Source organism: Pseudomonas sp. R2-7-07, from assembly GCF_003852355.1.
In the GTDB taxonomy this organism is placed as follows: Bacteria; Pseudomonadota; Gammaproteobacteria; order Pseudomonadales; family Pseudomonadaceae; genus Aquipseudomonas.
Genome location: NZ_CP027759.1, coordinates 4,236,345 through 4,250,977, shown reverse-complemented (window position 1 = coordinate 4,250,977; position 14,633 = coordinate 4,236,345). Strand labels below are relative to the sequence as shown.

General features: G+C 60.6%; 14 protein-coding genes. 13 read left to right on the top strand and 1 reads right to left on the bottom strand.

Annotation, left to right across the window (positions count from 1 at the left end; translation table 11 throughout):
* Positions 1-3: 3 nt before the first annotated feature.
* From C4J86_RS19440 to C4J86_RS19390, 11 genes are all read left to right on the top strand, one after another.
* The gene (locus tag C4J86_RS19440) at positions 4-366 is read left to right on the top strand and encodes a DUF4398 domain-containing protein (RefSeq protein ID WP_124371554.1); all 363 of its coding nucleotides are present in this window, start codon (positions 4-6) and stop codon (positions 364-366) included.
* Positions 363-1,175 carry an OmpA family protein gene (locus tag C4J86_RS19435; RefSeq protein ID WP_124371553.1) on the top strand — a complete coding sequence of 271 codons (813 nt, stop codon included), beginning with the start codon at positions 363-365 and terminating at the stop codon, positions 1,173-1,175. Before C4J86_RS19440 ends, C4J86_RS19435 begins: the two co-directional genes overlap by 4 nt.
* 812 nt (positions 1,176-1,987) lie before the next feature.
* A complete protein-coding gene (locus C4J86_RS19430; RefSeq protein ID WP_124363981.1) occupies positions 1,988-3,427 on the top strand; it encodes a PLP-dependent aminotransferase family protein in 1,440 nt (479 codons plus the stop codon).
* Positions 3,428-3,521: 94 nt separating this feature from the next.
* A complete protein-coding gene (locus C4J86_RS19425; protein WP_124371552.1) occupies positions 3,522-3,998 on the top strand; it encodes a translation initiation factor 2 in 477 nt (158 codons plus the stop codon).
* A gap of 160 nt (positions 3,999-4,158) precedes the next feature.
* Positions 4,159-4,413 carry a YkgJ family cysteine cluster protein gene (locus C4J86_RS19420; RefSeq protein WP_124371551.1) on the top strand — a complete coding sequence of 85 codons (255 nt, stop codon included), beginning with the start codon at positions 4,159-4,161 and terminating at the stop codon, positions 4,411-4,413.
* Between the two features lie 41 nt (positions 4,414-4,454).
* Positions 4,455-5,060: an START domain-containing protein gene (locus C4J86_RS19415; protein ID WP_124371550.1), complete on the top strand. Its 606-nt coding sequence runs from the start codon at positions 4,455-4,457 to the stop codon at positions 5,058-5,060.
* Between the two features lie 79 nt (positions 5,061-5,139).
* The gene (locus C4J86_RS19410; protein ID WP_124363977.1) at positions 5,140-5,400 is read left to right on the top strand and encodes a hypothetical protein; all 261 of its coding nucleotides are present in this window, start codon (positions 5,140-5,142) and stop codon (positions 5,398-5,400) included.
* Between the two features lie 213 nt (positions 5,401-5,613).
* Positions 5,614-5,955: a ribonuclease E inhibitor RraB gene (locus tag C4J86_RS19405; RefSeq protein WP_057721151.1), complete on the top strand. Its 342-nt coding sequence runs from the start codon at positions 5,614-5,616 to the stop codon at positions 5,953-5,955.
* A 444-nt stretch (positions 5,956-6,399) separates the two neighbouring features.
* Positions 6,400-7,809 (top strand): circularly permuted type 2 ATP-grasp protein, encoded by a 1,410-nt coding sequence (locus C4J86_RS19400; RefSeq protein WP_124367993.1) that lies wholly within the window; start codon positions 6,400-6,402, stop codon positions 7,807-7,809.
* 3 nt (positions 7,810-7,812) lie between these two features.
* Complete coding sequence (locus C4J86_RS19395) at positions 7,813-8,763, top strand: alpha-E domain-containing protein (RefSeq protein ID WP_124363975.1); 951 nt, start codon at positions 7,813-7,815, stop codon at positions 8,761-8,763.
* Entirely contained in the window at positions 8,760-9,563 is an 804-nt protein-coding gene (locus C4J86_RS19390) for a transglutaminase family protein (protein ID WP_124363974.1), read from the top strand. The genes C4J86_RS19395 and C4J86_RS19390 overlap by 4 nt, the downstream gene beginning before the upstream one ends.
* 215 nt (positions 9,564-9,778) lie before the next feature.
* Here the strand turns inward: C4J86_RS19390 and C4J86_RS19385 are convergent, their stop codons facing one another.
* Positions 9,779-10,585 carry a cytochrome c gene (locus C4J86_RS19385; protein ID WP_124371549.1) on the bottom strand — a complete coding sequence of 269 codons (807 nt, stop codon included), beginning with the start codon at positions 10,583-10,585 and terminating at the stop codon, positions 9,779-9,781.
* Between the two features lie 645 nt (positions 10,586-11,230).
* Here C4J86_RS19385 and C4J86_RS19380 point away from each other — a divergent pair.
* On the top strand, positions 11,231-12,436 hold the full coding sequence (locus C4J86_RS19380; protein ID WP_124371548.1) for an acetyl-CoA C-acetyltransferase: 1,206 nt from the start codon (positions 11,231-11,233) through the stop codon (positions 12,434-12,436).
* Positions 12,437-12,453: 17 nt separating this feature from the next.
* On the top strand, positions 12,454-14,601 hold the full coding sequence (locus C4J86_RS19375) for a 3-hydroxyacyl-CoA dehydrogenase NAD-binding domain-containing protein (protein ID WP_124371547.1): 2,148 nt from the start codon (positions 12,454-12,456) through the stop codon (positions 14,599-14,601).
* Positions 14,602-14,633 lie beyond the last annotated feature (32 nt).

Genomic DNA, 14,633 nt, shown 5'->3' with positions numbered 1-14,633 from the left:
TCAGTGACTCTTCGACCTCTTTTCGCGGCCCTTGCCGTTGTCGCTCTGGCGGGATGCGCCACCGATCCTGCGCCGATCGAACAAATGCGCCTGACCCAGCAAGCCCTGGAGCAAGCCAGCGCAGTCGGCGCCAATGCCGATGAATCGACCGAGCTGAAACAAGCCGAAGACAAATTTGCCAGAGCCAGGGCCGACATGGCCGACCAGTCCTACAAACACGCGCGCATGCGGGCCGAGCAGGCTGAGCTGGATGCGCGCCTGGCCGAGGCCAAGGTGCTGACCGGCAAGAGCCAGGAGCAATTGAACGTGGTCAACACCCGCATCGCCCGCCTGCGCAAGCAGTTGCAGCTGGGAGAAGCCCAATGAGCCCGACGATGCGTGGTTTGAGCGCTGTATTGCTGCTGAGCAGCGTAGCGTTGGGCGGTTGCGCCAGCCAGCCCACTGGCGAGCAGGCACTGCAACAGGCCAGCAGTGACTTTCAGCGGGTCAAGGAAGACGCCAATGTATTGCGTTTCGCGCCCAAGGATGTAATCCGCGCCGGTGAGTCCCTGGCGCGTGCCGATCGCCTGTCCAGCTACTGGGGCAGCGGCGCCGACGTGGTGCATTACGCGTACTTGAGCCAGCGCTACAGTGCCATTGCCCGTGAACATACCGAGCAGGGACTTAACGCCGAGCGCCTGGCCAAACTCGAGTTGGAGCGCCAACGCCTGCAACTGGCCTTGCGTGAGAGCAAGCTGGCCAGCGTGCAGCAGCAGGGCAAGTGGGTCGAACAGCAAATCGCCAGCCTGACCACCCAGACCGACCGTGGCTTGGTGATGACCCTGGGCGACGTACTGTTCGATACCGGCGAAGCCGAGCTGCAGAACTCGGCCAACCGCACGGTGTTGAAGATCGTGCAGTTCCTGCAACTGAACCCCAGGCGCACGGTGCGCATCGAGGGCTACACCGACAACACTGGTGGCGAGCACGACAACCTGACCCTGTCCCATGACCGCGCGCAATCGGTGGCGGATGTGCTGATTGACCTGGGCATCGACGAAAAACGCATTCAGGTCGAAGGGTATGGCGACAAATACCCCGTGGAGGCCAATGCGTCCGAACGTGGCCGCGCGCAGAACCGTCGCGTGGAAATTGTGTTCTCCGACGAAAAAGGCCAACTGGGCGCCGCTCGCTGAAGTCCTGGCGCCGTTCAAAATGTGGGAGGGGGCTTGCCCCCGATAGCGGTGGTTCAGTCAACATTTTCGGTGACTGACACTCCGCCATCGGGGCATAGGTATCTACACAATTTTGTAGCAGCCTACTGTAACCACGATGCGAAGCGAGCCGCTCTTGATCTTGCTCTTGATCTTAAGCGCCCCGTTAAACCACGCTGGCCGGAATTCGATAGTGATTTGGGGGGTAAACCGGCAGGGATGCCGGTTTAGCCGCCCCGCGCCATGGATGGCGCGTGGCGGCGGCCCCCCAAATCGCTGTCGGATTACGGGCACACCGAGCCTGGGCGAGGTGCCGAGTGGTGGGGCAAGAGCGTTTTGCTTACTTTTGCGCTTTTCAAAAGTGAGACGCCGTAAGGGCGGAACCCTAAGCCGCCGTTACCGCAGCAACGGATATGTACTCGCTCTGATCCAACATCCTGGTCGGCTGTCAGGCCGCCATCGGGGGCAAGTCGAATCGTCGCACCGCCCCTCCCACATTTGGATCGCGCGGCATCAGTCAGATAGCTATAGGCCGCCAGGTCGCCACGGGAGCAAGCTCCCTCGCCACAGGTTCAGGGCTACGCCAAAGTTGTGTAGATACCTATGGCTATCGGGGGCAAGCCCCCTCCCACATTTTTCTGTATACACCTGAAAACTCTGTTCACAACCCTTACAGTTTTTTCTGTCACTCCCGCCCGCGCTCGACTATTGTGGCAACTGTCCCCGTACACTTCTAAACTGTGCCGGTATGTTTCACACAAAAATAAAATACCCGTGAAATCGAGTGCTGCGTCATGACCAATCTGTTGCTCTACCAACGTATCGCCCAGCAACTGGCTGAGGACATCCGGCGTGGTGTTTATCAGCCGGGGGAGCGTGTGCCTTCGGTGCGCAAGATGAGCTCTCAGCTCAACGTGAGCCATGCCACGGTGCTGCAGGCCTACGCCAATCTGGAAGACCAGGGGCTGATCCGGGCGCGGCCGCAGTCGGGCTATTACGTGCACCAGACGCCGGCACTCACGGCGCCAACCCCAGACATTGCGCGGGTTGAGCGCCCAGGGTTGGTCACCCGCAGCAGCATCATCCAGCAAGTGCTGGTCGAGTCGCGCCGTGAAGGTGTATTCCCTCTGGGGGCAGCGGTGCCGAGCGTGGATTACCTGCCGGTCCGGGCGTTGCATCAGCAGTTGGCCAAGGTCACGCGCTTCCAGAGCCCGCGCGCCTTCAGCTACATGTTCAGTCCCGGTTTCGAGCCGCTGCGCCGCCAGGTGGCGATTCGCATGCGCGATGCCGGCGTGGTGGTGGACCCGTCCGAAGTGGTGATTACCCACGGCTGCGTCGACGCGTTGCAGATGTCGCTGCGCGTACTGACGCGCCCCGGCGACCTGATCGCCGCTGAGTCACCGACCTACTACGGCTTGCTGCAACTGGCCGACCTGCTCGGCCTCAAGGTCATCGAGATTCCCAGCGACCCGGCCACCGGCATGAGCCTGGAGGCCTTGCAACTGGCCGCCAACCAGTGGTCGATCAAGGCGCTGGTATTGACCACGCGCCTGAGCAACCCCTTGGGCGGCACCATGCCCGAAGAGCGGCAGAAACAGTTGCTGCGCCTGGCCTCGGATTTCGATATTCAAATCGTCGAGGATGATATCTACGGCGAGCTGATGTTCGAACTGGGCCGCACCAAGGCTTTGAAAGCCTATGACCGTCTTGACCGGGTCATCTATTGCTCGAGTTTTTCCAAGACCTTATCCCCCGGCGTGCGCATCGGCTGGATGATCGCCGGTAAGTACCAGCAGGAAATCCAGCGTTTGCAGATGTTCAGTACCCACTCTGCGTGCAGCGTCACACAGATGGGCGTTGCGGCGTACCTGGAGAACGGTGGTTACGACCGGCACCTGCGTTACATTCGCCAGGAATACCGCAAAAACCTCAGCGCTTTCCAACTGGCGGTGCAGCAATATTTCCCCGAAGGCACTCAGATGACCCGTCCGACCGGCGGCTTCATTTTGTGGGTCAGTTTGCCGGGACGGGTCAATACCCAGGAACTGCATGTGCGTGCCCTGCAACAGGGCATCAGTATCGCGCCGGGGCTGATCTTCAGTAATACGGAACAGTTCAACCACTGTATCCGTCTCAATTGCGGCACCCCGTGGAACCGCGAGGCAGAGCGTGCGCTGATGACCCTGGGGATGCTTGCCAGCCAGTTATGCCAGGAGACGGCGGCGGGCCTTTGAGGGGCATAAAGGGGGACAAGATTGATCTCCGTGCTTGTCATGCCACGCACAACAAGCGAGCATATGGCCTTCTGCCGTTAATGCTGTTGGCGATATGACCTCTATTTTTCGCGCTGTGTGGATGGTTGGCTGGTTAAGTCTTTGCAACGTCGGCACTGCGCTGGCGGCTGCGCCTGTGACAGACACCAAGCCTGCTGCAAGCACCGAACAAAAGACCGCTGCGAAAAAGCCGGCAGCGCAGGCGAAGAAAAAAGCCGCCAAGGTAAAGAAGCGCGCACCGATTGCGAGCAAGTCCAAGTCTGCCCACGAAGTCGCCCAGACCAAGCTGCCACCGGCACAGTTGGACCTGTCCCTGCCCTCGGACATGGTCAGGCTGTTGCAACCCATCGGCACCATGCCCAAACCCAAGAGCGTGCCGTTATTGCCGCCGATGTTCAGTGAAAAACCGTCCGACAACAGCGCGTTCCAGATTAACGGCCGCTTGCTCAGCAACGAGATGAAGCTGCAGTTGCGCAACGAAGAACGACGTGACGTGGAAGGCGCCGCGCTGGATTTTGAATTCAAGCAATAAACCCACGATCATCCGTGAGCCGCTCCACTGACCACCGGTCGTAGACTGTTCGGTCACTTCTGTTTTGTACGAAAAACCCCTGTTGGACCATTTTAAAACGGCTGTTTAAGGGCGTACTCTAGCCCGGCCATCCCATTGAGTCGTCGAGGACCTGTTGGTCATGAAATGCCGTGAAGGCTGTGGCGCTTGCTGCATTGCCCCCTCCATCAGTTCGCCCCTACCGGGAATGCCCCATGGCAAGCCTGCGGGCGAACGCTGCCTGCACTTGTCGGTCGAACAGCTATGCCAACTGTTTGGCCAACCGGAGCGGCCAGCGGTGTGCCGTGATTTCAAGGCAGATATCGAGGTCTGCGGCAACGACCAGGCCGACGCGATCCGCCTGATCGGTTGGTGGGAGCAGATGACGGCGGCTTGATGGGCTTTACTATCGGAACTTCAACAACAAGGAATACAACGATGGGTTCGCTGAAACGAATGGCTGTGGTATGCGGTTTTACGATGATGTTCGCTGGCGCTGCCCAGGCTGAGGATTGGCAAGAAGCCAAGAACGAGGACGGCATCAAGGTGTCCCTGAGCGAAGTGGCCGGCTCCAAGTACAAGGCCTATCGCGGTGTGGCTCTGATCAAGGCGCCCGTGGCGAAGATCCAGGCCCTGCAGGAAGATGTCGCCGGCGCCTGCGCGTGGATCCATGAGTGCAAATCCCAGAAACTGGTCGACAAGAAAGGCGATGAGGCCTGGACCTACACCCAGTTCAAGGCACCGTTCCCTGTGACGGATCGCGACTCGTATATCCACGTCACCACCACCAAGGCCGCTGACGGTACCGTTACCCGCACGTTGCAAGGGGTACCGACGTACAAGCCGGAAGCAAAAGGCTATGTCCGGGTCGCCCAGGTGGAAGGTTTCTGGAAGCTGGTGCCCAAAGGCGCCAACGAGACCGAAGTGACCTACCAGGTGCACACCGAGCCCGGCGGCAGCGTGCCGTCGTGGTTGGCCAACAAGTTCGTGGTAGAAGCACCGTTCAACACGCTCAAAGCGCTGAAGGAACACGCCGAGAAGTAAACGCGCCTGATCCGGTGCCTCCTGCCTTGAGTGGAACGTTTGGTGAAGCCTCAAGGTCCAGATAGATGTGAGCCCACACATGGGTTTTATCGAGGAGGCACCGATGCCGAAGTGGAACATTTCTTTCATCAATGACCGTGGCGAACCGGTAGTCGAGCAGTTTGACTGCGATCATGAGCCGACGCTGGAAGAAGCTGCACAGCTGGTGCGCGTGCGTGTGTCGCCGGTATTGGAAAAGTTGGACCTCAACGATCTTGCCGATCGTGTCCCTGATCCCACGGTCAAGAGCTTGCACGATCAAAATGGTATCAAAGACCTCAAGGTCGAACCCTGCGCCTGAATATTCCCTGTAAGCGATCCATGCACCTCTGGTAGAGGTGATAGCTTCGCGTTACTCTGCAATCGAGATCAGCGAATGAATCGCTAAGGTCTGGTCTTGTCAGCTACATGCTTGTTTTCCTGCGGTGTCGTTATTGCCGTGGTGCCCGCGCCAGCAGCGCGCGGGTTTCAGGAAGCACGGAAAGTCTATCCATCAGTCTGAGGAGGACGTTTCATGAGCACAGCCTATCAAGAAGACATCAGCACCAACGTTCTGCGCCGCATGAAAGAAGGCGGCTTTGACTTTTCACGTTTTCACCCCATCGAGTTCTACGCGATTTTCCCGGATGAAGAACGGGCGCGCAGGGCTGCGGGTCGATTTCGCGGAGAATCCCTGAACGCCCAGGTCAGCGCCCGCGACGATGGAGCCTGGTACCTGGAGCTGAGCAAAATCATGTCTGCAACGTACGACGGCATAGGAGACTTCGAGCAGGACTTTGAGGCGGTGGTAGAGCCGTTGGGCGGAATTATCGAAGGCTGGGGCGTCAAGCAGGAGGTGCGTGGGTTACCCATGTAGCATTTATGAGCAACACAGCGTATCGGCTGACCTTTTGGGTCGGCCGATTTTGTTTGGGCTCGGTAAAAATGTCCGGAATTTGCACTTTCCTGCACGCAAAAAAAAACCACCCGAAAGGGTGGCTGAAGGGGAAGATCGAGGAGCCGATCACACGAGCCGGCACGTTACTGGTTGTGCAAAGGGTTTAGCTGTAGGACATGTCCTGTTCAGCTGATGAGCGCAATTATCCGCAGAAGTGCGCGGGCAATGAAATCAACGCTGACTATGCTGTTGATAGTCCAACGCCGCATTGCGATGAGGCGTGTGGCAGGGCTGCTGTCATTTCGCGCACCAGGACGGTGCGAGGGGAATTTGGGGTTTATCCAATCCTTTGATTTGAAAGTGTTTATGCCGCTGGCACGGGCCTTGCGAAGGGTCTGTCGTCCGGGTGACAAGGAGTACGGCATGATCCGCACTTATTACGATGAAATGTACGATGGGGCAGGGCAGGTTCGTCCCCATTACCGCGAGTTCGCCCGTTGGCTGGCTGACACCCCTGCCGAACTGCTGGCCCAGCGTCGACGCGAGGCCGATTTGCTGTTCCACCGTGCCGGGATCACCTTCACGCTGTATGGCGACGAGCAAGGGACTGAGCGCTTGATCCCCTTCGACACCATCCCCCGCAGCATCCCGGCGAGCGAGTGGCACATGGTCGAGCGCGGCTGCATCCAGCGGGTCAAGGCGTTGAACATGTTCCTCGCCGACCTTTACCACGAACAACGCATCATCAAGGCCGGGATCATCCCCGCCGAACAGGTACTGGCCAACGAGCAATACCAGTTGGCAATGCAGGGCCTGGACCTGCACCGTGACCTGTATTCCCACGTTTCCGGGGTAGACCTCGTACGCGATGGCGACGGCACTTACTACGTGCTGGAGGACAACTTGCGCACGCCGAGCGGCGTCAGCTACATGCTTGAAGACCGCAAGATGATGATGCGCCTGTTTCCCGAGCTGTTCGCGGCCCAGCGTATCGCGCCGATTGACCATTACCCCAACCTGTTGCTCGACACCTTGAAGAGTTCCAGCCCCCTGGATAACCCCAGCGTGGTAGTGCTGACCCCTGGGCGTTTCAATAGTGCGTTCTTTGAACATGCCTTCCTCGCCCGGGAAATGGGCGTGGAGTTGGTGGAAGGCGCCGATTTGTTTGTGCGTGATGACCGCGTGTTCATGCGCACCACCGACGGCCCCAAAGCGGTGGACGTGATTTATCGCCGTCTCGACGACGCGTTTCTCGACCCGCTGGCTTTCAATCCGGCGTCGATGCTCGGCGTACCGGGCCTGCTTGCCGCCTACCGCTCGGGCAACGTCGTGCTGGCCAATGCCATCGGCACCGGGGTGGCGGATGACAAGTCTGTGTACCCATTCGTTACCGAGATGATCCGTTTTTACCTGGATGAAGAACCGATCCTGCAGAACGTTCCGACGTTTCAATGCCGTAAGCCCGACGAATTGTCCCACGTACTGGCCAACCTGCCGGAGTTGGTGGTCAAGGAAACCCAAGGCTCCGGCGGCTACGGCATGCTAGTGGGCCCGGCGTCCACGGCGGCGGAAATCGAAGCCTTCCGCGCACGCATCAAGGCCAAGCCCCACGCCTACATCGCCCAGCCAACCCTGTGTTTGTCCACCTGCCCGACGTTCGTCGAAAACGGCATCGCCCCACGGCATATCGACCTGCGCCCGTTCGTGCTGTCCGGCAAGGAAACCCGCGTGGTGCCCGGTGGCCTGACCCGGGTGGCGCTGCGCGAAGGTTCGCTGGTGGTCAACTCGTCCCAGGGCGGCGGCACCAAAGACACCTGGGTGGTCGAGGATTGACAGATGTTGAGTAGAACTGCCTCGGATTTGTATTGGATGTCGCGCTACCTGGAGCGCGCGGAAAACCTCGCGCGCATGCTCGATGTCAGTTATTCGCTGTCGCTGATGCCTCAGGACGGGCGCGGCGACGGCCTGCACGAATTGGCCATGCCGCTGTTGATCACCGGCACCCTGGAGGACTACCACGAGCGCCACGGTGAACTGCATGCCGAACGCCTGCTGCACTTTTTCGCCCTGGACGCTGCCAACCCGGCCAGCATCTACAGCTGCCTTGGCGCCGCACGGGCCAGCGCCCATGCAGTACGTGGGCGAATTACCGCCGACATGTGGGAAAACATCAACGCTACCTGGCTGGATATTCGCGATATCGCCCAACAAGGCTTGAGCCGCTACGGCATGAGCCGGTTTTGCGAATGGGTCAAGGAGCGCTCGCACCTGTTCCGCGGCGCCACCTACGGCACCATCATGCGTAACGATGCGTTTCGCTTTATCCGCCTGGGCACCTTCATCGAGCGCGCCGACAACACCCTGCGCCTGCTGGACGCGCGTTATGAAATGGCCGGCGATCAGGCTGCAACGGTCAGCGATGGCACGGCCCACGCCTACTATCAATGGAGTGCGTTGCTGCGGGCATTGTCGTCGTTCGAGGCCTATACAGAGATCTATCGGGATGCGCCGGGCGCCCGACAAGTCGCCGAACTGTTGCTCCTGCGCGCTGATGTTCCGCGCTCGCTACGGGCTTGCAGCGAAGAGATCGACCAGATCCTCGCCAGCCTGCCGGGCCTCAACGGTCGCCCGGCCCAGCGCTTGGCTGCCGAGATGGACGCGCGCCTGCGCTTTACCGCCATCGATGAAATCCTCGAGGAAGGCCTGCACGCCTGGCTGACCGACTTTATCCCCTTGGTCCGCCAGTTGGGCGACGCCATCTACAGCTCCTACCTGGAGGCGGCATGAGACTCTCCATCAGCCACGAAACCACCTACCACTACGAAGACCAAGTGCGGGCCAGCATCCAATATCTGCGCCTGACGCCCCACGACAGCGAGCGTCAGCGTGTGTTGAGCTGGCAGCTTGACCTACCGCGCCCCGTGCGGGCGCAAGTGGACCCATTCGGCAACATCCTGCATGTGCTGACCCTGGACGAACCTCACGACGCCATCATCATCGGCGCCCGTGGCCAGGTGGATATCGATGAATTGAGTGAGGCTGAACACGAGAGCCAGTCGGCCTTTCCGTTCCTGCGCGGCACGCGCCTGACCGAGCCCGACGAAGCCCTGCGCGGTTTTGCCCAGCAACACTGCCACCAGCGTCGCGACCGCACGGCACTGATCGACCTGATGCAGGCGCTGAACCAATCGATGGCCTACACGCCGGGCGCCACGGACGTCGACACCTGCGCTGCCGAGGCCTTCGCCGGCCGCGCGGGCGTGTGCCAGGACCATACCCACGCGTTCCTGGCCTGTGCGCGCAGCCTGGGGATTCCGGCGCGATACGTCTCAGGGTATCTGTACACCGAAGACAGCACGCACCTGGCCAGCCACGCCTGGGCCGAAGCCTGGCTGGATAACGCCTGGTACAGTTTTGACGTGACCAACCAATTGGCCCGGCCGGAGCGGCACCTGAAACTCGCCGTGGGCCTGGACTACCTGGACGCCTGCCCGGTGCGGGGCATGCGCCGTGGGGGAGGGCATGAGCAGATGCATGCCAAGGTGTTTGTCGCGCCGACCCCGGTGGTTTCCGTACAGCAGCAATAATCTTAACTACAACTCACACCCAGTGTGGGAGGCAGGCTGTGTTGTTTCAGGAGGTTTTGCAATGCGGCATGGCCGTGCGCCGGGCCGACTAACTGTACTCAATCCAAAATGTGGGAGGGGGCTTGCTCCCGATGGCGGTGTGTCAGTTACCGATAAGCTGACTGACACACTGCTATCGGGAGCAAGCCCCCTCCCACTTCTGATCTGCGCGAGCCTCAGGGCTGCTGTTTGCGCCCCGCCATATGCTGCAAATACCCCACCAGCAAATCCAACTCATGGTCCGGCAAAACACTGGCCGAGAACGCCGGCATCTTCGCCTGCGGCCAACGTCGCAGGCTCTGCGGGTCACGAATGTAACGCTTGAGAAAATCACCACCGAAATACTCGGTAGGGCTGTACGGGATATTCAAGTCTGGCCCCATCTGCGCATCGCCCGCCCCGTTTAGGCGGTGGCAGGCCAGGCAATTTTTCTGGAACACCGCGAAGCCTTGGTTGATCGGGCTATTTGCGGCCAGTTTCGGATCAGGCAGCAGCGCCGGAAAGCGCTCGGCAACGGTCTGCAGCTGCTTGATGCTGGATATCTGAAACGGCCACTGTTCCGGACTGATATGCCCGGCCTGCGGGTGGGTCCACACCAGGTAGAACGGCCCCGCGCTCGGTTTGCCGTCTCCCAGCGCAGGCCATGGATGGGCCGGGTCTTCCACCGCCAGCCAGGCGCGAGCGCCGGTGTTTTCCAACAGTGGCGCGACGGCGAGTTCGGCGGCAAAACCGTCGAGGGCCACCGCTTGCACATGGCTCGCAGGTTTCAGGCCCGGTAGGAGACTCGCCAAGGGCACTGCGCGGTAGGTCATGGTGCGTTTGTAGGAAACGTCATCGACGATCTGCACCGTCCGCGCATCCGGGTGCTTGAGTAGCTCCGCCGTCTGCCAAGTCTTGCTGGCGTGGTCCAGTTCGATGGTCAGTTGCGCCGCCGAAGCGGGCAGGGTCAGCAACAGCGCGAGCAAGGCGAGGATCGATTTCAAAGGGCAGGCCGTTTCGAGGGGACGGGAGAACTACGATAGCGCAAATCCGCGCGCAAAAAGACAGCCCCTGCAACAGGACGGCTATACGCAATGCCCCGGCAGGTGCTGCCAAACGCTGTAATCCCGATGCTGTGTGCGCACGGAATAATTAGGTCGAGTCGTCACCCGATAACCTTGGTTAAATTGGGCAAGATCAGAATCAGTGTGGTGGCGAACAGAATAAGTCCCGCCTGACGTACTTTCGAATGTTTGAACATGGCTGACTGCCTTTTGTTGTTATTCCTGAACGTCAAATGCGTACCGGTTGATCCAGTATCGCGACCTGGCGTGAAACTTTTCTTACAACCGCTCCAGCAAAACCCGGCAGCAGCTTCTTACAGATTCAACCTTAGAGCCGTCGTTCTTCGGCGCATAGATCCATTTCATATCAGCTAAGCACTTTATCCGCTTAAAACGGCATGAGGCGTAGTGCCATCTTGGCGCCAACCCCGAAGCTAGACAGCTAAAACGATTAACCCAGGGTTTCCCGTAGCTGCCTACCGTTCGTCCGAGCGAGGGGGTCAAAGGCAATGAGCGCATCCGTCATTGAAACCGTGTCAATCGGGCTTAAGGTAGGGGCCTACACCACTGTGGTTCGAGGCCATCATGACCCAAGCTTTGATCTTTGATGCGATACGCACGCCCCGAGGCAAAGGCAAGGCCGACGGCGCCCTGTACAGCGTTAAGCCGGTCAATCTGGTCGCCGGTTTGCTCAGGGCGCTGGCGCAACGCAGCGACCTCGACACCCGTCAGGTGGATGACATCGTGCTCGGGTGCGTCACCCCAGTGGGCGACCAGGGCGCCGATATCGCCAAGACCGCCGCACTGGTAGCGGACTGGGACATCAGCGTTGCCGGCGTGCAGGTTAACCGCTTCTGCGCCTCGGGCCTGGAGGCCGTCAACCTCGGGGCGATGAAAGTGCGTTCCGGCTTTGAGGACCTGGTGGTGGTTGGCGGCGTCGAGTCCATGTCCCGCGTGCCAATGGGCAGCGACGGTGGCGCCTGGGTTCTCGACCCGCAAACCAACCTGCATAGCCACTTCACGCCGCAGGGCATTGGGGCCGACCTGATCGCTACCCTGGAAGGCTTCACCCGCCAGGACGTGGACACCTTTGCCCTACAGTCCCAGCAGAAAGCCGCCAGGGCACGAGCAGACGGATCCTTCAACAAGTCGCTGATCGCGGTGCAGGACCAGAACGGCATTGTGCTGCTCGACCATGACGAATTTATCCGTGGCGACTCCACCCTCGAAGGCCTCGGCAAGCTCAAGCCGAGTTTCGAAATGATCGGCCAGATGGGCTTCGACGCCACCGCGTTGCGGGTCTACAGCCAAGTGGAACGCATCCAGCATGTGCACACACCGGGCAACAGCTCCGGGATTGTCGACGGCGCTGCCTTGATGTTGATTGGCTCCGAGGCCAAAGGGCGCGAGCTCGGCTTGCAGCCGCGCGCGCGGATTGTCGCCACGGCGTTGACCAGCACCGATCCCACCATCATGCTCACCGGTCCTGCACCGGCCACGCGCAAGGCGTTGGCCAAGGCCGGCCTGCGCGTCGAGGACATCGACCTGTTCGAGGTCAATGAGGCGTTCGCTTCGGTCGTGCTCAAATTCATCAAGGACATGGGCATCGACGCCGCCCGGGTCAATGTCAATGGCGGCTCCATCGCTCTGGGCCACCCGCTGGGCGCCACCGGCTGCGCGATCCTCGGCACCTTGCTCGATGAGCTGGAAGTGCGTCAGCAGCGCTACGGCCTGGCCACCCTGTGTGTCGGCGGTGGCATGGGCATCGCCACTATCATCGAACGCCTCTGAGCCTTAGGGAAACTGTCATGACCGACGCCATTCGTTACGAAAAAGGCCAGGACCAGATCGTGGTGCTGACCCTCGACATGCCCGGCCAAAGCGCCAACACCATGAACGCCGCGTACCGTGCGGCCATGGCGGCCACCATTGCGCGCCTGGAGGCAGAAAAAGCCGACCTGGCCGGGGTGATCATTACCTCGGCCAAGAACACGTTTTTTGCCGGCGGTGACCTCAATGAGCTGATCCAGGTCGACACCGCCCACGCCAAGCAATTCTATGACGACGTCGGCGTGCTCAAGGCGCAACTGCGCAGCCTGGAAACCCTCGGCAAACCGGTGGTGGCCGCGATCAACGGTGCGGCCCTTGGCGGTGGCTGGGAGATTTGCCTGGCCTGCCATCACCGGGTCGCGCTGGACGACAAGTCGGTGCAGCTCGGCTTGCCGGAAGTCACCCTGGGCCTGTTGCCGGGCGGCGGCGGGGTGGTGCGCATGGTGCGCCTGTTGGGTCTGGAAAAAGCCCTGCCGTATCTGCTGGAAGGCAAGAAAGTGCGGCCGGCGCAGGCATTGCAGGCGGGCTTGATCGACGACGTGGCGGCAGACCGCGATGAGCTGCTGGCCAAATCCCGCGCCTGGATTCTCGCCCATCCCGAGGCCCGGCAGCCGTGGGACAACAAGGGCTATCAGATTCCTGGGGGCACGCCGTCGAACCCGAAAGTCGCGCAGATGCTCGCCATCTCACCGTCGATTCTGCGCAGCAAGACCCAGGGCTGTTTCCCGGCGCCGGAGAAAATCCTCTGCGCTGCCGTGGAAGGCGCCCAAGTGGATTTCGACACTGCGCACTTGATCGAAACCCGCTATTTCACCGAGCTGGTGACCGGGCAGGTGGCGAAAAACATGATCGGCACATTCTGGTTTCAGCTCAATGAAATCAACGCCGGCCGTTCGCGACCACAGGGTTTTGCACCTTTTGTGACGCGCAAGCTCGGTGTGCTCGGCGCCGGCATGATGGGGGCGGGCATTGCGTATGCCAGCGCCTGTGCAGGGATCGACGTGGTGCTCAAAGACGTCACCCTGGCGGCGGCCGAAAAGGGCAAGGCCCATTCAGCCGCGTTGCTCGAAAAGAACGTCAACCGTGGGCAATTGACCGCCGAGCAGCGCGAAGCCACCTTGGCACGGATTCGCCCTACACAGGATGACGCCGACCTGGCCGGCTGTGACCTGGTGATCGAAGCGGTGTTCGAAGACCGCGAACTCAAGGCCAGGGTAGCGTCCGCCGCGCAACGCGTAGTCGGGGCGGACGCCGTGATCGCTTCCAATACCTCGACCTTGCCCATCAGCGGTTTGGCGACTGCGGTGCCGGACCCGGGCAAATTCATCGGCCTGCATTTCTTCAGCCCGGTGGACAAGATGCCCCTGGTGGAGATCATCAAGGGCGCTCACACCAGCGACGAAACCCTGGCTCGAGGTTTTGACTTCGTACTGCAAATCAAGAAAACCCCGATTGTGGTCAACGACAGCCGCGGGTTCTTCACCTCGCGGGTGTTCGGCACGTTCACCAACGAAGGCATCGCCATGCTCGGGGAAGGTGTGGCCGCGCCGATGATCGAGACCGAAGCGCGCAAGGCCGGTATGCCGGTCGGGCCACTGGCGGTGTCGGATGAAGTATCCCTGAGCCTCATGAGCCATATCCGACAGCAAACCGCCAATGACCTGCAAGCCCAAGGCGAGGTGCCGAAGGCCCACCCTGCGACGGCGGTGATCGACCTGCTGGTCAACGAATACAAACGCACGGGCAAGGCCGCCGGTGGCGGTTTTTATGACTATCCAGCAGGCGCCCGGAAGCACCTGTGGCCAGAACTCAAGGCGCGGTTCGAACAGCCCGGTAAACAGATTTCGCCCCAGGACGTGCGCGACCGCTTGCTGTTTATCCAAGCCATCGAAACCGTGCGTTGCGTGGAGGAGGGCGTGTTGATGTCCACGGCCGACGCCAATATCGGCTCGGTCTTCGGCATTGGCTTTGCCGCCTGGAGTGGCGGTGCGTTGCAGTTTATCAACCAGTACGGCCTGAACGACTTCATCGCCCGGGCGCGCTACCTGGCCGACGCGTATGGCGAGCGGTTTGCGCCGCCGGCGCTGCTGCTGGAGAAAGCCGCACAGGGCGAAACGTTCCGCTGATCAGGCGGTGGAGGGCTTGCTTTGAACAGGTG